The sequence below is a fragment of the Aestuariivita sp. genome (assembly GCF_021404545.1).
In the GTDB taxonomy this organism is placed as follows: domain Bacteria; phylum Pseudomonadota; class Alphaproteobacteria; order Rhodobacterales; family Rhodobacteraceae; genus Aestuariivita.
In genome coordinates this window covers 1-18,048 of the sequence record NZ_JAAWWD010000042.1, presented here as the reverse complement: position 1 = coordinate 18,048, position 18,048 = coordinate 1, and the positions used below count along the sequence as shown (strand labels likewise).

General features: G+C 63.8%; 18 protein-coding genes. 14 read left to right on the top strand and 4 right to left on the bottom strand.

The genetic code is table 11. From position 1 onward, the window contains the following. The first annotated feature begins 31 nt into the window (after positions 1-31). Complete coding sequence (locus HEP69_RS14615; protein WP_290559284.1) at positions 32-994, top strand: 2-hydroxyacid dehydrogenase; 963 nt, start codon at positions 32-34, stop codon at positions 992-994. Here HEP69_RS14615 and HEP69_RS14610 read toward each other — a convergent pair. Continuing rightward, positions 991-1,479 carry a MarR family transcriptional regulator gene (locus tag HEP69_RS14610; RefSeq protein WP_290559283.1) on the bottom strand — a complete coding sequence of 163 codons (489 nt, stop codon included), beginning with the start codon at positions 1,477-1,479 and terminating at the stop codon, positions 991-993. The genes HEP69_RS14615 and HEP69_RS14610 overlap by 4 nt on opposite strands. A 120-nt stretch (positions 1,480-1,599) precedes the next feature. Between HEP69_RS14610 and HEP69_RS14605 the strand changes: the two genes are divergently transcribed. The 11 genes from HEP69_RS14605 to HEP69_RS14555 all read left to right on the top strand — a co-directional run bounded on the left by HEP69_RS14605 (position 1,600) and on the right by HEP69_RS14555 (position 12,866). Further along, positions 1,600-2,544: a PDR/VanB family oxidoreductase gene (locus tag HEP69_RS14605; RefSeq protein ID WP_290559282.1), complete on the top strand. Its 945-nt coding sequence runs from the start codon at positions 1,600-1,602 to the stop codon at positions 2,542-2,544. A 21-nt stretch (positions 2,545-2,565) separates the two neighbouring features. Beyond that, complete coding sequence (locus tag HEP69_RS14600; RefSeq protein ID WP_290559281.1) at positions 2,566-3,894, top strand: aromatic ring-hydroxylating dioxygenase subunit alpha; 1,329 nt, start codon at positions 2,566-2,568, stop codon at positions 3,892-3,894. Further along, on the top strand, positions 3,891-4,373 hold the full coding sequence (locus HEP69_RS14595; protein WP_290559280.1) for an aromatic-ring-hydroxylating dioxygenase subunit beta: 483 nt from the start codon (positions 3,891-3,893) through the stop codon (positions 4,371-4,373). The genes HEP69_RS14600 and HEP69_RS14595 overlap by 4 nt, the downstream gene beginning before the upstream one ends. Next, the gene (locus tag HEP69_RS14590) at positions 4,370-5,992 is read left to right on the top strand and encodes an AMP-binding protein (RefSeq protein ID WP_290559279.1); all 1,623 of its coding nucleotides are present in this window, start codon (positions 4,370-4,372) and stop codon (positions 5,990-5,992) included. The genes HEP69_RS14595 and HEP69_RS14590 overlap by 4 nt, the downstream gene beginning before the upstream one ends. Continuing rightward, positions 5,992-7,167 (top strand): thiolase family protein, encoded by a 1,176-nt coding sequence (locus tag HEP69_RS14585; RefSeq protein WP_290559278.1) that lies wholly within the window; start codon positions 5,992-5,994, stop codon positions 7,165-7,167. The genes HEP69_RS14590 and HEP69_RS14585 overlap by 1 nt, the downstream gene beginning before the upstream one ends. After that, positions 7,164-8,417: an SDR family oxidoreductase gene (locus HEP69_RS14580; protein WP_290559277.1), complete on the top strand. Its 1,254-nt coding sequence runs from the start codon at positions 7,164-7,166 to the stop codon at positions 8,415-8,417. Before HEP69_RS14585 ends, HEP69_RS14580 begins: the two co-directional genes overlap by 4 nt. Further along, entirely contained in the window at positions 8,414-9,187 is a 774-nt protein-coding gene (locus HEP69_RS14575) for a cyclase family protein (protein WP_290559276.1), read from the top strand. Before HEP69_RS14580 ends, HEP69_RS14575 begins: the two co-directional genes overlap by 4 nt. After that, the gene (locus HEP69_RS14570; RefSeq protein WP_290559275.1) at positions 9,184-9,900 is read left to right on the top strand and encodes an SDR family oxidoreductase; all 717 of its coding nucleotides are present in this window, start codon (positions 9,184-9,186) and stop codon (positions 9,898-9,900) included. The genes HEP69_RS14575 and HEP69_RS14570 overlap by 4 nt, the downstream gene beginning before the upstream one ends. Before the next feature lie 115 nt (positions 9,901-10,015). Further along, the gene (locus HEP69_RS14565; RefSeq protein WP_290559274.1) at positions 10,016-11,044 is read left to right on the top strand and encodes a TRAP transporter substrate-binding protein; all 1,029 of its coding nucleotides are present in this window, start codon (positions 10,016-10,018) and stop codon (positions 11,042-11,044) included. Positions 11,045-11,050: 6 nt separating this feature from the next. Then, positions 11,051-11,572 carry a TRAP transporter small permease gene (locus HEP69_RS14560; protein WP_290559273.1) on the top strand — a complete coding sequence of 174 codons (522 nt, stop codon included), beginning with the start codon at positions 11,051-11,053 and terminating at the stop codon, positions 11,570-11,572. Between the two features lies 1 nt (position 11,573). After that, positions 11,574-12,866: a TRAP transporter large permease gene (locus HEP69_RS14555; protein ID WP_290559272.1), complete on the top strand. Its 1,293-nt coding sequence runs from the start codon at positions 11,574-11,576 to the stop codon at positions 12,864-12,866. 154 nt (positions 12,867-13,020) lie between these two features. Here HEP69_RS14555 and HEP69_RS14550 read toward each other — a convergent pair whose 3' ends face one another. Then, positions 13,021-13,782: a hypothetical protein gene (locus HEP69_RS14550; protein WP_290559271.1), complete on the bottom strand. Its 762-nt coding sequence runs from the start codon at positions 13,780-13,782 to the stop codon at positions 13,021-13,023. 78 nt (positions 13,783-13,860) lie between these two features. Between HEP69_RS14550 and HEP69_RS14545 the strand changes: the two genes are divergently transcribed. Together HEP69_RS14545 and HEP69_RS14540 are read left to right on the top strand one after the other, a co-directional pair. Continuing rightward, positions 13,861-15,582 carry a dihydroxy-acid dehydratase gene (locus HEP69_RS14545; protein ID WP_290559270.1) on the top strand — a complete coding sequence of 574 codons (1,722 nt, stop codon included), beginning with the start codon at positions 13,861-13,863 and terminating at the stop codon, positions 15,580-15,582. After that, positions 15,575-16,450, top strand: coding sequence for an NAD(P)-dependent oxidoreductase (locus HEP69_RS14540; RefSeq protein WP_290559269.1), 876 nt, complete (start codon positions 15,575-15,577; stop codon positions 16,448-16,450). Before HEP69_RS14545 ends, HEP69_RS14540 begins: the two co-directional genes overlap by 8 nt. 155 nt (positions 16,451-16,605) lie before the next feature. Here the strand turns inward: HEP69_RS14540 and HEP69_RS14535 are convergent, their stop codons facing one another. Together HEP69_RS14535 and HEP69_RS14530 are read right to left on the bottom strand one after the other, a co-directional pair. Next, positions 16,606-17,148: a hypothetical protein gene (locus HEP69_RS14535; RefSeq protein WP_290559268.1), complete on the bottom strand. Its 543-nt coding sequence runs from the start codon at positions 17,146-17,148 to the stop codon at positions 16,606-16,608. Between the two features lie 138 nt (positions 17,149-17,286). Next, positions 17,287-18,048: NAD(P)-dependent oxidoreductase (locus HEP69_RS14530; protein ID WP_290559267.1), on the bottom strand; the 762-nt coding region annotated here is incomplete at its 5' end.

Sequence of the window (18,048 nt, the reverse complement as noted above, 5' to 3'; positions counted from 1 at the left end):
CTGCAGGGATCAAACGCAAAGTGAGACCCCGATGACGATCCGCCTGCTTGCCCTCAGACAGCCGCCCCCGCCTGTGATCCAGGCGCTGGAGGATGGCTTTGCCCTCGACATCATCGCAGACCCTGAGGCGCAGCCGGACTGGACGGCTGACGACCCCGCCTCCATTCGGGGCCTGGTCAATTTCAGCTCCACCCCTTTGACCGGTGCGGTGATGGACCGGCTGCCCGCGCTTGAAGTGATCTCAAGCGTCGGGGTTGGCTATGACATGATTGACGTGGCGGCGGCGCGGGCGCGCGGGATCGTCGTGACCCATACGCCCGATGTGCTGAACGCGGATGTGGCGAACTATGCGCTGCTGCTGCTGCTCGCGGCGAGCCGGGATCTGGTCCGCCAGGATGCCCATGTCCGGTCCGGCGCCTGGGCGACGCAGGGCGGGACCCCGCTGACCTGGTCATTGGAGGGCGAGACCATTGGTATCGTCGGGTTGGGCCGGATCGGACGCACCCTGGCGCAAAAGCTGGGCGCGTTTAACTGCGAGGTGCTGTATCACGGGCGCAGCCGCCAGGATGTCCCTTACGAGTTTTGCCCGGACCTTGCGGCGATGGCCAGGCGATGCCGCGCGATGGTGCTGCTGCTGCCCGGCGGGTCGGGCACCGATGGTCTGATCAGCGCCGCGGTGCTGGAGGCGCTTGGCCCCGACAGCGGCCTGGTGAATGTCGCGCGCGGATCGGTCGTGGATCAGACAGCGCTGATCGCGGCCTTGCAGGACGGGCGTCTGGGCTGGGCCGCGCTCGATGTATTCGAGGATGAACCGCATGTGCCCGACGCGCTGCGCGCTCTGCCGAACGTACTTTTGTCGCCCCATGCGGCCAGCGCCACGACCCAGACGCGTGGCGCCATGTTCGCATTGGTGGCCCAGAATATCCGGGCGCATTTTCTGGAAGGCGCCGCGCGCAGCCCGGTTCCGGAATGCCGCGACATGATCCGACGCTAGGACCGCTCCATCCGCGCCAGCAACGCGCGCAGAACCGGTTTGATCGCGCCAGCCTCCTCTTCGGTCAAAAGCGCCAGAAGCCTTGCCTCGTGCGCCCGAGCGTCAGCCACTAGCCCGACCGCCTGCGCACGGCCCTGATGGGTCAGAAACACCCGCACCCGGCGCGCATCGACCGGATCGGCACGGCGGCTCACCAGCCCGCGCGCGGCCATCTGGTCGATGATCTTGGTCAGCCGCGATTGCTCCAAAAGCGACAGGCGCGCCAATTCGGTCACCATCGCGCCATCCTCATCCGCGAGACACGCCAGCACGCGCCATTCCGGCGCACGCAACCCGTGCGCACGCACATGGGCGTGAAACTGACCGCTGGCCCGATCGCTGACAGCGGCCAGCAGGTACAAGAGATAATCGTCGACAAAGCTGCCCGCTTTGGCATCATGTGGCGGGTCGGTGCCCTCTTCCAAGCTCGGCCCATCTTGCGGCATGCCGTCTCCTCTGCTTTCATTCCCGGAATGCTCCGAACAAGAAGAGCTTTAACCCTAAAGTTTTCCCTTGACTCAAATTATATGAAATTTCATGTTAATGTAAACGAGGGGATCTGCCATATGCCTCAGACGTTGATCATCCAGGCGATCCGGGACGAGACGGACCGTATCCGTGTCTTTGATCTGACAGCGCCAGAGGGTGCCGCGCTGCCCAATTGGGCGGCAGGCGCGCATCTCACGTTCGAACTGGGCGAGGTCGGCACGCGCTGCTATTCGCTGATCAGATGGCCGGGGGTGGACGATCCTGCCTGCTATACCATCGCGGTGCAACGCGAGGACGACGGCGACGGCGGCTCGCGGAAGATGCATGCCCTCGCCGTGGGAGACAGAATCACCGCCCAAGGGCCCAAGAACGATTTTGAACTGCGCGACCATCCTGGTCCTGCCCTGCTCTTGGCGGGCGGCATCGGGCTCACGCCGATGATCTCCATGGCCACAGCTCTGCATGGCGCGAACCGCCCCTTCCGGCTTGTCTATGCGGCGCGGTCGGCGGATGTGATGGGGTTTGCCAACCCGCTTCAATCGGCGTTCGGCACCGGTGTCACGCTGAGATACGACGACACCGCCCCGCTGGATCTGGATGCGCTGATGGGCACGCTTACGCCGGACACGCATCTTTACATCTGTGGTCCCAAGGGCATGATCGACGCCGCACGCACCGCCGCCACCGCCGGAGGCCAGAGCGAAGACCAGATCCATATCGAGCTTTTCACCAACAGCGCCAGCGTCGATGGTGACACCGCCTTTGAGGTCGAGATTTCCTCGACCGGCGCGGTCTATACCGTCCCGCCCGGCAAGACCATTATCGACGTGCTGGAGGCCGAAGGGATCGACCTGATCTATGACTGCCAGCGCGGCGATTGCGGCATCTGCCAGACGGATGTGATCTCGGGCACGCCCGATCACCGCGACGTTGTGCTGTCGGACGCCGAGAAAGCCAGCGGCACGCTGATGCAGATCTGCGTGAGCCGCGCGAAGTCCGACCGCCTTGTCCTTGATCTCTGACGAAAAAAGAGGAGCCAGCCCATGCCGAGCTATACCGCCGAGACCGCCCGCGCCCTGGTGCGGGGACATCAGGTGCATCGCGACGTCTATGTCAGCGACGAGGTCTACCGGCTGGAGATGCGCCATGTGTTTCGCAACGCCTGGGTGTTTGTGGGCCATGACAGCCAGACCCCGAACAAGGGCGATTACTTTACCACGCAGGTGGGCGATCAGCCGGTCATCCAAGTGCGCCATTCCGACAATGAGATCTACGTTCTTTACAACCGCTGTCCCCACAAGGGCACCAAGATCGCGATTGACCGGCAGGGCAATACCGGCAAATTCTTTCGCTGCCCCTATCATGCGTGGTCGTTCAAGACCAATGGCTGCCTGTTGGCGATCCCGCTGAAGAAAGGGTACGAAGGCACCGGGCTGAGCGAAACCGAGAACGGCCAGGGCATGAAAGCGGTCGGTGCCGTGCATAATCACCGTGGCTTTGTCTTTGCGCGGCTCGCGGAAACAGGCATCTCGTTCGAAGAGTTCTTTGGCGACAGCCTCTCGTCGCTCGACAATATGATCGACCGCGCGCCCGCAGGCCGGATGGAGGTCGCAGGCCCGCCCTTGCGGTATATGCATCAATGCAACTGGAAGATGCTGGTCGAGAACCAGACCGACACCTGCCACCCGATGGTTGCCCATGAATCCAGCGCTGGCACCGCTGTCAAGCTCTGGGTAGAGATGGGCAATCCCGAACCGCGCCCGCCCGCGATGCAGATCATCGCGCCGTTCATGTCGTCCTATGACTTCTTTGAGAATATCGGCATCCGCACCTGGCCCAACGGACATGGCCATACCGGTGTCAAAGGCTCCATCCATGCCGACTACGAAGCGATCCCGGGCTATTTCGACGCGATGAAAGACGCTTACGGCGAGGCGCGTGCCAAGGCGATCCTCGATGAAAACCGCCACAACACGGTCTATTTCCCCAACATCATGGTCAAGGCGCCTCTGGGCCAGTTGCGCAACTTTATCCCGCTGGGCGCAAACAAGACGCTGGTGGAATCCTATGTCTACCGCCCTGTCGGTGCGCCTGACGAGCTGACCACCCGCTCGCATCTTTATAACCGGATGATCAACGCGCCAACCTCCATCGTGGGCCATGACGATCTTGAGATGTATGAGCGCGCCCAGGAGGGGCTGATGTCGGACGGGCTGGAATGGGTCGATCTGCACCGGCTTTACGAGGAGGGTGAGGATTTCAGCGTTGAGGCGGTCGATAACGGCACCACCGAACGCCAGATGCGCAATCAGTTCGATGCCTGGGCCAAGTTCATGCAGGATACGCCCGGCCCGGCGGAGGCCGCGGAATGAGCACGCCCACCCGCGACGATCTGATCGATTTCATCTATGCCGAGGCGCGGATGCTGGATGATGGCCGGTTCGAAGACTGGCTGGCGCTCTGGATGCCCGAGGGGCATTACTGGATGCCGCTGGAATGGCAGCAAAAGGATCCCCACAGCGCCAGCTCATACCTCTATGAGGACAATTTCATGCTGCGCCTGCGCGTCGAACGGCTGAGCGCCGAGCGCACCTTCAGCCAGAAACCCAAAAGCCGCTGCAACCATGTGATCCAGCGGCCTTTCGTCGATGAGTATGACCCCGACGCGAACCGCTATATCACCCACACCTCGATGCATTACGTGGAGACGCGGCTCGATGAGCAGCAATTGCTGGCCCTGACCGCGCGGCATGAACTGACACTGGTCGACGGCGCGCTGCGCATCGCCAACAAACGGGTCGATCTGCTCAATTGCGATGCGGCCTTCGGCAATATCCAGCTTTTGCCATGACCCTGACCGACCTCCCCTCGATCCACGACGCGTTCCTCTCCGCGGCCCGCCGCTGGCCCGCGCGGGCGATGCTGAACGTGCTGCCCGGCACGGCGGATGTCTATGGCATCGACGCGGGCGAGATCACCTATGGGCAGGCCGAAGCCAAGGTCGCCTGGCTTGCCGAGAGTCTGGCCGAGGCGGGCTATGCCCCGGGCATGCGCGTGGCGCTCTTGCTGGAGAACCGGCCTGCGTTCTTTCTGATCTGGCTGGCGCTGAACCGGCTGGGCCTTTCGGTGGTGCCGATCAACCCCGATCTGCGCGCCTCGGAGCTGGAATACCTGATCGGTCATTCCGAACCTGCGCTGGTGATCTCGATCGCCGCGCGGCGCGATGAGCTGGTTGAGGCCGCCCGTGCGGCCGGGCTCGACCTGCCGGTGATCGGCGAGGCCGACATGCCGCCCGCCCCGCGCCCCGGCTCGGTCGTGGCCGACCAGCTGGAGGGGGCCGCGCGCGAGGCGGCGGTGCTTTATACCTCGGGCACCACCGGCAAGCCCAAGGGCTGTGTGCTGTCGAACACCTATTTCCTGATGGCGGGCGAGTGGTATCGCGATCTGGGCGGCATCGCCGCGCTGACCGAAAAGGGCGAGCGGATGATCACCCCCCTGCCCGTCTTTCATATGAACGCGATGGCGGCATCCTTCATGGGCATGCTTGCGGTGGGCGGATGTCTGACCGTGCTCGACCGGTTCCACCCCAAGACATGGTGGGCGGATGTGTCCGCCGCGCGCGCCACCTGCCTGCATTACCTGGGGGTGATGCCCTCGATCCTGATGAAGACGGAGAGCGCGCCCGAAGATCGTGCGCATGCGGTGCGCTTTGGGTTCGGCGCGGGCGTGGATCCCAAACTGCACGGCCCTTTTGAGGCGCGCTTTGGCTTTCCGCTTTGCGAAGGCTGGGCGATGACCGAAACGGGGCTCGCCACCGCGATCACCAACAATGCGCCCGACCGGCTGATCGGCCAATCCTGCCTTGGAGTTGCGGGGCCGGAGATGGAGCTGCGGATCGTGACCGATGACGGGCACGCCGCCGCGCCGAATGTACCGGGCGAGCTTTTGGTGCGCCGCGCCGGGCCGGATCCGCGCCTGGGCTTTTTCACCGAGTATTATAAGGACCCAGAGGCCACCGACGCGGCCTGGGCGAACGGCTGGTTTCACACCGGCGATATCGTGCGGCGCGACGACGAGGGCCGGATGTTCTTTGTCGACCGCAAGAAGAACGTGATCCGCCGATCGGGCGAAAACATCGCCGCCGTCGAGGTCGAATCGGTGTTGATGAACCATCCCGGTATCACCGCCGCGGGCGTCGCGCCTGTCCCCGATGCGATCCGCGGGGATGAGGTGTTCGCCTGCATCACCGCCGCCGACCCTTCCACGGAGACCGCCCAGGCCATCGCGCTCTGGGCGCTGGAACGGATGGCCTATTACAAGGTCCCCGGCTACATCGCCTTTGTCGACGCGCTGCCGCTGACGCCCACGCAAAAGATCCAGCGCGCCACGCTGAAAGAAATGGCCGCCGATCTGCTGGCCCAAGGCCGGGCGGTGGATCTGACCCATCTCAAGAAACGGCAGGTGGCGTAATGGGGCGCCCCAGGCAGAGCTATGACGGTGTCGTGCTGACCGCCCCGGTGTCGGTACCTTATGAGCGCTATTCCATCGAGACCGCCCATTGGTGGATCGCACGCGCCCTGCGCGAGGTGCTCAAGCGGGCCGATCTGCCGTTGAAGGATCTCGACGGGTTCTCGGTGGCAAGCTTCACGCTCTTTCCCGACACCGCCGTGGGGCTGACGCAGCATCTGGGCCTCTGTCCGCGCTGGCTCGATCATATCCCGATGGGGGGCGCCTCGGGCGTGGTGGCGCTGCGCCGGGCGGCGCGCGCGGTACAGGCGGGCGATGCCGATATCGTGGCTTGCGTGGCGGGCGACACCAACCAGATCGACAGTTTCCGCCAGCTCTTGTCGTCGTTTTCGCGCTTTGCGATGGATGCCTCCTATCCGTACGGCTATGGCGGGCCGAACGCCAATTTCGCCTTGTTGACAGACCGTTACATGCATGAGTTTGGCGCGACACGTGCCGATTTCGGGCGGATCTGCGTGGCGCAGCGCGCCAATGCGCTGCGCTATCCGGCGGCGATCATGAAAAAACCGCTGACACTGGACGACTACCTTGCCGCGCGGCCGATTGCCGATCCCATCGCGCTGTTCGATTGTGTGATGCCGGTGGCTGGCGCAGAGGCGTTTATGGTGATGACCGAGGACGAGGCCATCCGCCGCAACCTGCCCTTTGCGCGCATCGCGGGCACCATCGAGCGGCATAACGCCTTTGCCGACGACCCCGTTCAGCTGCGCGGTGGCTGGGCGGTGGATGTGGATGAGCTCTACGCCACGGCCAAATGCGCGCCCCAAGATATGGATCTGGTGCAGACCTATGACGACTATCCCGTGATCTCGATGATGCAGATCGAGGATCTGGGGTTTTGCGACAAAGGGGCCGCCCCCGATTTCCTGCGCGACAAGGATCTGACCGTGACCGGCGATTTCCCCCATAACACCAATGGCGGCCAGCTTTCGGCCGGACAGGCCGGGGCTGCGGGCGGGTTCATCGGGCTGGTCGAAGCCATCCGGCAGGTCACAGGTCAGGCGGGGCCGACCCAGGTGGCAGACGCGGCCAAGGCGTTGGTTTCGGGCTTTGGGATGATCAACTACGACCGGGGCCTGTGTTCCAGCGCCGCGATCCTTGAGGGGGCCGCTCCATGACCGATGCGCTCCAACCGCCCCCAAAAAAGAACCCGCAAACGCGCACCGTCTCGCCGACGCGCCCGCCCGAAAGGCGCAGCCGCGCCACGCTTGGCCTGAGTGCCGCCGCCGCCGAGGGGCGCTTTGCCCTTCAGGTCTGTGCCGACTGCCAGACGGTGCAATACCCGCCCCGCGATGCCTGCCGAAGCTGTCTGAGCCCCGATCTGCCCTGGCGCGATGTATCGCCCGACGGTGCGCTCTTGGCGGAAACGACAGTGCGCACCTCGCCCAATCTCTATTTCCGCGAACGCGCGCCCTGGCGCACCGGGCTGGTCAGGCTTGACGCAGGTCCGGTTGTGATCTGCCATGTGCATGGCGATTGCGCGCCGCGCGGGCCGGTGCGGCTGTGGAACTTACTCGACCGGGCTGGTCAGGCGGTATTGCTTGCGGTGCCTCAGGAAAGGATGCCCCGGATGGAAGACGACCCGCAACTGCGGCAGATGACATCGGATCCCAAACACCGCCGGGTGCTGATCACCGATGCGCGCCACCCCGCGGTGCCCGCTCTGATCAAGGCGCTCAAGGCGGCCGGGGCTGTCGAAATCTATGTCGGCGAGCCTGAGACCTGGCGCCCCTCCCCCGGTCGCGCGGCGCTGGCGGAGATGGGCGTCGATCTGCAACCGCTCGATGTGACCGACACAGGCTCGGTCCAGCGGCTGGCGGCGGAATATGGCGGCAAGACCGATATCCTGATCAACACCGCGCGGTTTTTGCGGCCGGGCGGTGTGCTGGCCCGCGGCGATACCGCATTTGCCAGAGACGAGATCGAGGTGAATTACCTTGGCCTCATGCGTCTGGCCCAGGCCTTTGGCCCCGCGATGTGCGCGCGCACCGCAGACGGTGTCAATTCCGCCGTGGCCTGGGTCAATATTCTCAGCGCCGATGCGCTGTCGAACGCGCCGGACTATGGCTGTTTCGGGGCCTCGAACGCCGCAGCCCTGGCGCTGTCGCAGTCGCTGAGGGCCGAATTTCGCGGCGCGGGCCTGCGGGTGATGAACGTGCTGACCGGGCCCACCGATGACGCCTGGTATCAGCCACTGCCGCCGCCCAAGGTCGGCCCTGCGGCGCTTGCCCGCGCCATCGTGGACGGGCTGCAACGGGGGCTGGAGGATGTCTGCTGCGGCGATGTGGCCCGCGACATGCACGAGAGATTTCGCCGCGATCCCAAAGTGTTGGAGTGCGAGCGCACCATGGCGGGAGACCAGCCATGACCGCCTTGCAAAAGCTTGCCACGGGTCTGGCCGCAGGCACCATCCGGGTGGTGGACCTGACCCATACGCTGGACCCCGATTTTCCGGTCATCGTTCTGCCGCCCGAGTTCGGCCAATGCGCCCGGTTCCGCATGGAGGAGGTCAGCGCCTATGACCATCGCGGTCCTGCGTGGAAATGGCACAATATCTCGATGTCCGAACATACCGGCACCCATTTCGACGCACCATCGCACTGGATCTCGGGGCGGGACGTGCCACTGGGGTCGGTCGATGAAATCCCGCCCGAGCGGTTCGTGGGATCGGTCTGCGTGATCGACTGTTCGGATCAGGCGGAGGCGGATGCCGATTTCCTGCTCAACCCCGGCCATATCGCAGAGTGGGAGGCCACCCACGGGCAAATCCCGCCCGGCGCCTGGGTTTTGATGCGCACCGATTGGTCCAAACGCTCGGGCGCGGCCTATCTCAACATGCACGAGGAAGGGCCGCATTCCCCCGGTCCTGCGGCCGAGGCGATCCGCTTTCTGGTCGAGCAGCGCGATATCACCGGGTTCGGTACCGAAACGGTGGGCACCGATGCGGGCCAGGGCATGCATCTGTCGCCGCCATACCCTGCGCATTACATCCTGCACGGCGCTGGCAAATACGGGCTGCAATGCCTTGCAAACCTTTCTGAATTACCGCCCACGGGTGCGATCCTGATGGCAGCCCCGCTCAAGATCAAAAACGGGACCGGCAGCCCCTTGCGCGTGCTGGCGATGGTGGAGACATGAGGCTGACCGCCGTAATCACCGGAGCCAACAAAGGCATCGGCGGCGATCTGGCCGACTGCCTTTTGGCGCGCGGCTATAGCGTGATCAACGTAGCCCGCAATCCATCGGATAATCCGCGCGTTATCAACGTTCTGGCCGACCTTCTTGATCCTGAGGCCACGGCCCGGGCCGCCGCCGAGATCGCCGAGCAACACCAGGTCACTCACCTTGTCCATAACGCCGGGGTGATCTGGCCCAATCTGCTGGAGGAGGCCACGCCGCAGGATCTGGCGGGTCTGACCCAGATCCACCTGGGCGCGCCGCTGACCCTGCTTCAGGCGGTCCTGCCCGCGATGAAGGAACGTCAGTTCGGACGCGTGCTCTTTAACGGATCGCGCGCCGCCCTTGGTGTCCCCACCCGCACCGCCTATTCCGCGACCAAGGCCGGGATCATCGGCATGGCGCGCACCTGGGCGCTGGAACTGGCGCCTCATGGCATCACCGTCAACGTGGTGGCCCCCGGACCCGTGCGCACCGACAATTTCTGGAGCATCATCGAAAAAGACAGCGACGCCGAAGCGGCTCTGGCTGAACGGATCCCGGTCGGACGGCTGGGAGAGGTGCGCGATATCTCGAATGCGTTTCTCTATTTTTGCGACCCCGAGAACGGCTTTGTGACCGGCCAGACGCTTTATGTCTGTGGCGGCGCCAGCGTTGGAACGCTTCAGCTATGATCCGGCTTTCACAACCCAAGGATGCAAAGTAAAACAAGAGTTTGCCGACCGGCCTTTATGTGCCACCATCACAAGAAAAAGACCAACCAACAGATCGTCAACAGGGAGACACAGCATGTTTCACAAACTGATTACCCCGATAGCGGCAGGGGTTACCGCCGCCGCAATGACCGCTTCGGCCGCCTGGGCCGAGGTTGAGCTGACCTATTCGTCCTGGCTGCCCTGGTCGCATCCGGTGAACGAAAACATCTACATTCCATGGATGGAGGCGATCGAGGCCGACAGCGAGGGCCGCATCACCTTCCGGCGCCTGCCCAAACCGGTGGCCTCTCCGCCTGCGCATCTGGATGCCGTACGCACCGGCCAGGCCGATGTGGCCTTTGCGGTGCATGGCTATTCGCGTAACCAGTTCACGCCCTATATCTTTGGCGAATTCCCGTTTCTGGGCGACAGTGCAGAGGCGACCTCTGTTGCCTTCCAGCGCACCCATGACAAATTCTTTGCGGATATGGACCTTTACAAAGGCGTTCATGTGATCGGCGTGAACCTGCATGGGCCCGGACAGGTGCATCATTCGTCCGTGAACATGACCGCACCGTCCGATTTCGAGGGTCAGAAGTTCCGCACGGGCGGTCCCATCCCTCTGGCCATTGTCGAGGCCTGGGGCGGTGTGTCGATCCGCCAGCCCGCGCCGAAATCCTTCGAGATCCTCTCAGCTGGGATCGCGGACGGGATCCTGTTTGTTTTCGAGAGCCTGCCCAGCTTCAAGATCACCGAACTGGTGCCCTATTCCACTACGATGCCCGGCGGCTGGTACAACTCCTCGCATTACCTGGTGATGAACAAGCGCGCCTATGACAATCTGCCCGAGGATCTCAAGGCCATTGTCGACAAGCATTCGGGCGAGGCCTATGCGCGGCTGGCGGGGCAAGGCTGGGACACCATCAACGCCTGGGGATTCGAGACCGCGACGGCGGCAGGCAACACCATTGTCGAGGCCTCCGACGAGCTGAAATCGGCGCTGTCGGAGCTTAACGATCAGTTCATCTCCGACTACATCGAGGCGGCCAAGGAGTTCGGTCTGGACGGTCAGGAGGTCATCGACTTCTTCAAGACCGAGGCCGACAAAGCGGCCGCGATGTAATCCCCGATGGAGCCTTCGCCCACACATACGGCCACGGTATATATCCGTGGCCTGACCCCGGCCAGCACCGTCCTGGCCGGGATCGCCTGTCTTGTCCTCTTTGCGATGATGTTGTTGACCTTTGTCGACGTGATGGGCCGCTATGTTTTTCTGGCCCCGCTTCCGGCGGCCTATGAGATGATCTCCCTGATGATGCCCGCCATCATCTTTTGCGCGTTGCCGCTGAGCATGCTGCGCGAAACCCATGTCACGGTCGATTTGCTGGATGCTTTCGTGCCCCGGGGTCTGGCCCGCGTTCAGGGTGTTGCGGTCAATCTGTTCAGCGCCGCTGCGCTGGCATTGGTGACCTGGCGGCTGGGGGTCAAAACAGTCGAGGACCGCAACTGGGAGACCATCACGGACGAACTTTTGTTGCTGGTCTGGCCTTTTGGCGCGGGCATGACCGTGCTTTGTGCAATTGCGGCTGTGGCCGCGCTCGTCAACGCCTGGACCTATGCCACTGGCGCAAAGAAACGCGGAATATCCTGACATGACCGAAGCCCTGATTGGCCTGGCAGCCCTTCTGATCCTGGCCTTTATGCGCATTCCCATCGCGATGGTGATGATCATCGTTGGATTTATGGGCATGGCCTGGGTGATCAACCCGGTCGCCGCGTTCTATAACGTCGGCCAGACGGCCTTCGACGCGGCCATCAATTACGAGCTGTCGGTGGTACCGCTCTTCGTGCTGATGGGCAATTTCGTGGCCCGCGCGCGGCTCGCATCCGAGCTTTACAACGCCTCCAACGCGTTTCTGGGGCACCGCAAGGGCGGGCTCGCCATGGCCACCGTGGTGGCATGCGGCGGATTCTCGGCTATTTGCGGCTCGTCCCTGGCCACGGCGGCAACCATGTCCAAGGTCGCGATGCCCTCGATGCGGCGGTTCAACTATTCCGATACGCTGGCCACAGGGTCCATCGCGGCGGGCGGCACGCTGGGCATCCTGATCCCGCCTTCGGTCATTCTGGTGATCTACGGTATCCTGACCCAGCAAAGCATCGGCAAGCTCTTTGCCGCCGGTCTGATCCCCGGCCTGCTGGGCGTCCTGCTCTATCTGGCCGCCGTGCGCTATGTCACCTGGCGCAAGCCCGAAGCCGGTCCCGCGGGCGAGCGTCAGGATTGGTCTCAGCGCCTTTATGCGCTGCGCAATGTCTGGGGGGTCCTCGTGCTTTTCGGCATTGTGATGGGCGGGATCTATGGCGGGGTTTTCTCCCCGACCGAGGCCGCGGGCATCGGCGCGTTCGGCGCGTTTCTTTTCGCGCTGTTTCGCGGCGCGCTCAGTTGGCAGGTGCTGTGGGAGGTTCTGGTGGAAAGCGTCGAGACCACGGCAATGCTGTTTACCGTGCTGATCGGCGCGCTGCTATTCGCGAACTTCATCAACTACACCGACTTCCCGCAGGCGCTTTTGGGGTTTGCCCAGCAGTTTGCCGATACGCCCTGGCTGGTGATCCTGGCAATCCTGGCGATCTATGTGGTGCTGGGCTGTGTGTTCGAGAGCCTGTCGATGATCCTGTTGACGGTGCCGATCTTCTTTCCGCTGGTGCGCGATCTGGGATATGACCCGATCTGGTTCGGCATTGTCGTCGTGGTGGTGACCGAGATCAGCCTGATCACGCCGCCGGTGGGGCTGAACGTTTTCGTGCTCCGAGGGGTGCTGCCGGATGTAAAGACCAGCACGATCTTCAAGGGCGTGACCCCCTTTTGGTGCGCCGATCTGGTGCGTCTGGCGCTGATCGTGGCGATCCCGGCGCTGTCGCTATGGTTACCGAGTTTTGTGGTTTAGGGTGCTCCGCCAAACAAATGCCTCGCCCGGCGGCGCCACTGGGCAGCCCCCGACCGCCCGCGTCAAACCGGAGCTTTGCCTCCGGCAAAACGGCGGGGGCTTTCAGCCCAGTGCCCGCGGTCCTGGGCGACCCTTTGTCGTTGGCTCGACCGGTTTACCCCGTGAGTGTGAACTCAACCGCGCCCAAACCCGACATGGTCATGCGCACCTCCCGCACGTCATCTTCCAAGAGCCGGATCGGAAGATGCGTGCCGCACATCACCGCCATGCCCGGCGTGATCTCAACCCCGCGCGTGTGCAGATTGTTGATCAGCCACATCACCGCCTCGACCGGATCCTGCGGCGGCGTGCCCGTGGTCTCGGCCACCGTCGCGCCATCCAGTTCCAGCGCCACATGCATGTTCGGCAGATCGAGCGCATCAGGGGCCACCGATACCTCCCCCAAAACGATGCCCGCGTTGAACACATTCAGCGCCACCGCCTGCGGCAGCTTGAGCGTGGGCATCGCCACGCCGCGCTGGTCGATCAGTTCGATGGCCGCGTGAAACCTGTCGATCAGCGCCAGCGCTCCGGCCCGATCCACCGGGCCGCTCAGATCCGCCGCACCGTCGGTCAGAATCGCACAAAGCTCGGGCTCAACGCTCACCGACCCGAACGCGGCCAGCGGCAACGCCACACCGCTTTGATAGATCTCATCGGCGAAGATGCGCGCGCAAACCGGCTCGCTCACACCAAAATGCGCCATCTGCGGCGCGCCGTTCACGGCCAGTTTGAACCCTCCGACGGCTCCGGGCACGCCCGCCACATAGGCGTCCTGCCAGCCGTATGCCTTGGCCACATCATCCACGGCAGGCAAATCGAACGCCCGCACCTTTGCCCGCGCGGCCACCGCGCCGTCCGCCCAATCCTGTTCCATACATCCACTCCGATTTCCAATTCAGATGCACATTGGCAAAGCCATCCCCGGAAATCCACCGCCCTATAGGAGCCCGCCATGCCAACCCAGAAAAAACTCCGCTCGCGCATCACCACCGACGGGCTGGACCGTGTGCCGCACCGCGCCTTCATGCGCGGTCAGGGATTGGATGATGACGCGATCGCGCGCCCGATGATCTGCGTGATATCCACCCAGTCCGAGACATCGCCCTGCAACATGGGCCTGCGCGATCAGGCCGAGCATGCCTATAAAGGCGTGCAGGAGGCGGGCGGCACGCCGCGCGAAAGCACGACCATCTCCGTCTCGGACGGGCTGAGCATGAACCATCAGGGCATGAAAGCCTCGCTGATGTCGCGCGAATTGATCGCGGATTCGGTCGAGCTGGTGATGCGTGGGCATGCCTATGACGGGATCATCGGATACGGCGGGTGTGACAAGAACCTGCCCGCGATGATCATGGGCATGGTGCGCATGAACGCGCCGTCGGTCTTTGTCTTTGGCGGCTCGACCCTGCCGGGGCAATACAAGGGCAAGACGATCTCGATTCTGGACACCTATGAAGGGGCCGGGGCGGTGATGACGGGCGATCTGAGCCAGGCCGAGCTGGATGAAATGGAGCGTGCCGCGATGCCCACGGTGGGCGCCTGCCCGGGGCAGTTCACCGCCAATACGATGGGCATGGTGTCGGAGGTGCTGGGCATCGCCCCTCTCGGCTCGGCGCTGATCCCCGCAGTCTATTCCGAACGCACCGCGCTGGGACGCAAGGCAGGTCATCTGGTGATGCAGATCCTGGAACGGGGCGGCCCGCTGCCGCGCGATCTGGTGACCCGCGAGAGCCTGGAGAATGCCTGCGCCATCGTCGCCGCGACCGGCGGTTCGACCAATGCAGGCATGCATATCTGTGCGATCGCGAATGAGGCGGGCATCGCCTTTACCATGGACGATGTGGGCGCGGTGTTCGAACGCACGCCGCTGATCGGCAATCTGCGGCCTAGCGGACAGTATTACGCATTGGATGTGCATCGCCTGGGCGGTGTGCCCATAATCATAAAGGAGCTGATCCGGTCGGGCCATATGCACGGGCATACCCCCACCCTGACCGGTGAGACGCTGGCCGAGGCCACGGCATCAGCCCCCGACCCCGATGGCGCGGTTATCCGCCCGGTCTCGGACGCCATCGACAGCTCAGGTGGCGTGATCGTGATCAAGGGCAACCTCGCGCCCGAAGGGGCGTTCATCAAGGTGGCGGGCCTCAAGAAGCGGATCCATGAGGGCCCTGCCCGTGTCTTTGACAGCGAGGAGGAGGCCATGGCCGTCATCCGCCAGCGCGGCTATGCGGAGGGCGATGTGCTGATCATCCGCAACGAAGGGCCCAAGGGCGGCCCCGGCATGCGCGAGATGCTGGGCCCCACGGCGGTGATCTATGGTCAGGGCATGGGCGAAAAGGTGGCGCTGGTCACCGATGGCCGCTTTTCCGGGGCCACACGCGGCATGTGCATCGGATATCTCTCGCCCGAGGCGGGCGCGGGCGGCCCGCTGGCCCTGGTCGAGACCGGCGATACCATCCGCATCGACACGACCGAGGGCGTGCGCGCCATTGACCTGAGGGTGGATGACGACACCCTCGCCAAACGCCGCGCCGCGCTTGCGGCCGTGCCGCCACGCAAGCTGGCCGGTGCCATGGAAAAATACGCCAATGCGGTGCAAAGCGCCTATGTCGGTGCCACCACCCATTCCGGCAATGCCGATTGGCCATTTGAGGAGCCTCAGAATGACTAAACCCCGCATCGGCTTTGTGGGCACCGGGTTGATGGGCCTGCCCATGGCCCTCAACCTCGTTTCCGCGGGCTTTCCGGTCAGCGTGTGGAACCGCTCCGCCGAAAAGGCCGTTCCGGCGATCGCGGCGGGGGCCAGCCAGGCCACCACGCCGGCCGATCTGGCCGAGCAATGCGATGTGATCATGTGCTGTCTGACCAACGCCGCCGCGGTCGAGGCCGTGGTGTTCGGAGAGACCGGTATCGCCACCGTGCAGGGCCCCGGCATTCTGATCGATTTCTCGTCGATGGATCCAGAGCTGACCAAGACGTTCGGCGCCCGTCTGCGCGCGGCCAACGGGATGGGCTGGGTCGATGCGCCGGTGTCTGGCGGCACACCCGCGGCAACGGCGGGCACGCTGACCGTCATGGCCGGAGGCACCAAGAGAGATTTCGCGACCGCCGCTCCGCTGATAGAGCCATTGGCGCAACGCATCACCCATATGGGACCGGCCGGTGCGGGCCAGATGACCAAGTTGGTCAACCAGATCCTGTCTGGCGGGATCATGGCGCTGACCGCCGAGGCGGTGAATTTCGCTCAGAGATCTGGGGTCGATGCCACAAGACTGACCGACGCGCTGGCCGGTGGGTTTGCCGATTCCAAACCCTTTCAGTTGCTCGCGCCGCGTATGGCCAGCAAAAGCTTTCAAGACCCTCTGGGCACCGTCGTGATGATGCTGAAAGACCTCGATACGGTGGCAGCGGTGGCCGAGGGGCATGCCGCCCTGCCAATGACCGATCAGGCCCGGGCCTTGATGCGTCATGCCGCAGAGATGGGGCATGCCGACGACGATATCTCCACCATCGTTCTGGCGTTGCAGACCCTCGATTAGCGCACCCTTTGTCTCTCCTGCCCAGGCAGATTGAGGCGGTGGAGAAAGCCGGATCGCCGGACTGTTGTTGGTGCGGGCCGCCTCGCGGGTGGTCGCCTTTATGCAAGAACGCCGGGCTGCGCGGCCCGGCGTTCTGCGTAACATTGATCTTGCGGTCAGTCGGTCGCCGCTTCGGCAGCCGTCTCGTTATCGGTACCACGCGATGCGGTGATATCGCCCTCGTCGTCGACCCCCATGGTCGCGGTGTCATCGGACCCGGCAGAGCGCTCGCTCAGCTCGGCACGGATCGGCAGACCGTCGATGCCCACGATAAAGAACCCGTCGGCATCGCTCACGAAACCGGCACTGTCGACGTTAAACACCTCTTCGGCGCTGGCATTGTCGGCGCCACGCGACGCCATGATCAGGCCTTCGTCGTCAATGCCCTGAGCTGCGGTCGGGTCGGCACCGGCATAGCGCTTGCTCAGATCGACCTTGATCCAGTCGCCCTTTGCGTCCACCAGATAGGCTTCGTTCTCGTCAATGAGATAGCCCGCCTCGTTCAGGGTTGCCACTTCGACGGCTGTCAATGCACCGGCGTCACGCACATCGACGAGAACCTCGGTTTCAGAAGAGGTGTCGGTCGGCGCGGTGTCGGATGCCATGGCACCGGTTGCCATCAATGCGGCGGCGATTGCGGTCGTCAGGGTCAGTTTCATGGTGTAACGTGTCCTTTCGTTTTCTTGCAGAGATGTTCGTCTCTGTCACGGCTAGACAACGGACCCATCGCATTTTTGGTTCCCGAATTTTTTCTGGATTTTTTCTGACGCCTTTCAAAAGTCTTTTAAATCAGTCCTTTATCCGGTATCCTTTAACCGTTTGAAAAGGCTGGACGTATCCCAGCGTCCGCCGCCCATCTTCTGCACATCCTTGTAGAACTGATCGACCAGCGCAGTGACCGGCAGGCTCGCGCCGATCTCATCTGCGGTATCGAGGCAGATGCCCAGATCCTTGCGCATCCAATCCACCGCAAAGCCATGCTCGAACTCATCGTCGAGCATCGTCTCGTACCGGTTGACCATCTGCCAACTGCCCGCGGCCCCGCCGCCGATCACATCGACCACCGCGCGGCCATCCAGACCCGCCTTCTGGGCAAAATGCAGCCCCTCGGACAGACCCTGCACCAGACCGGCGATGCAGATCTGGTTAACCATCTTGGTGAGTTGCCCGGCACCACTTGCCCCCAACCGCACGCATTTCTTGGCAAAGGCACCGATCAGCGGCTCTGCCTGCGCGTAAGGCTCTGCATCTCCGCCGCACATCACCACAAGCTGACCGTTCTCTGCGCCCGCCTGACCGCCCGATACCGGCGCATCGACAAAGGCCACGCCCTGCTCCTTGGCGATCGAGTACAGCTCGGCCGTGACCTTGGCCGAAACCGTTGTGTGATCGACAAAGATCGCCCCCGCCTGCATTGCGCCAAAGGCGCCATCGGGCCCAAGGCAGACCCCGCCCAGGCCATCGCCATTGCCCCCCCAGGCCACACCAACCTCGGCCCCTCCCACGGCCCCCCCCGGGGTTGCGGCCTCCCCCCCCCCCTCGCCCCCGCCCCGGCCCCC

Bases quoted from the DNA above. Each gene is read 5' to 3' on its own strand.
- HEP69_RS14555 (WP_290559272.1), top strand. From the start codon at position 11,574: ATGACCGAAGCCCTGATTGGCCTGGCAGCCCTTCTGATCCTGGCCTTT.
- HEP69_RS14615 (WP_290559284.1), top strand. From the start codon at position 32: ATGACGATCCGCCTGCTTGCCCTCAGACAGCCGCCCCCGCCTGTGATC.
- HEP69_RS14590 (WP_290559279.1), top strand. From the start codon at position 4,370: ATGACCCTGACCGACCTCCCCTCGATCCACGACGCGTTCCTCTCCGCG.
- HEP69_RS14545 (WP_290559270.1), top strand. From the start codon at position 13,861: ATGCCAACCCAGAAAAAACTCCGCTCGCGCATCACCACCGACGGGCTG.
- HEP69_RS14550 (WP_290559271.1), bottom strand. From the start codon at position 13,782: ATGGAACAGGATTGGGCGGACGGCGCGGTGGCCGCGCGGGCAAAGGTG.
- HEP69_RS14540 (WP_290559269.1), top strand. From the start codon at position 15,575: ATGACTAAACCCCGCATCGGCTTTGTGGGCACCGGGTTGATGGGCCTG.
- HEP69_RS14570 (WP_290559275.1), top strand. From the start codon at position 9,184: ATGAGGCTGACCGCCGTAATCACCGGAGCCAACAAAGGCATCGGCGGC.
- HEP69_RS14560 (WP_290559273.1), top strand. From the start codon at position 11,051: ATGGAGCCTTCGCCCACACATACGGCCACGGTATATATCCGTGGCCTG.
- HEP69_RS14605 (WP_290559282.1), top strand. From the start codon at position 1,600: ATGCCTCAGACGTTGATCATCCAGGCGATCCGGGACGAGACGGACCGT.
- HEP69_RS14565 (WP_290559274.1), top strand. From the start codon at position 10,016: ATGTTTCACAAACTGATTACCCCGATAGCGGCAGGGGTTACCGCCGCC.
- HEP69_RS14575 (WP_290559276.1), top strand. From the start codon at position 8,414: ATGACCGCCTTGCAAAAGCTTGCCACGGGTCTGGCCGCAGGCACCATC.
- HEP69_RS14535 (WP_290559268.1), bottom strand. From the start codon at position 17,148: ATGAAACTGACCCTGACGACCGCAATCGCCGCCGCATTGATGGCAACC.
- HEP69_RS14600 (WP_290559281.1), top strand. From the start codon at position 2,566: ATGCCGAGCTATACCGCCGAGACCGCCCGCGCCCTGGTGCGGGGACAT.
- HEP69_RS14595 (WP_290559280.1), top strand. From the start codon at position 3,891: ATGAGCACGCCCACCCGCGACGATCTGATCGATTTCATCTATGCCGAG.
- HEP69_RS14585 (WP_290559278.1), top strand. From the start codon at position 5,992: ATGGGGCGCCCCAGGCAGAGCTATGACGGTGTCGTGCTGACCGCCCCG.
- HEP69_RS14610 (WP_290559283.1), bottom strand. From the start codon at position 1,479: ATGCCGCAAGATGGGCCGAGCTTGGAAGAGGGCACCGACCCGCCACAT.
- HEP69_RS14580 (WP_290559277.1), top strand. From the start codon at position 7,164: ATGACCGATGCGCTCCAACCGCCCCCAAAAAAGAACCCGCAAACGCGC.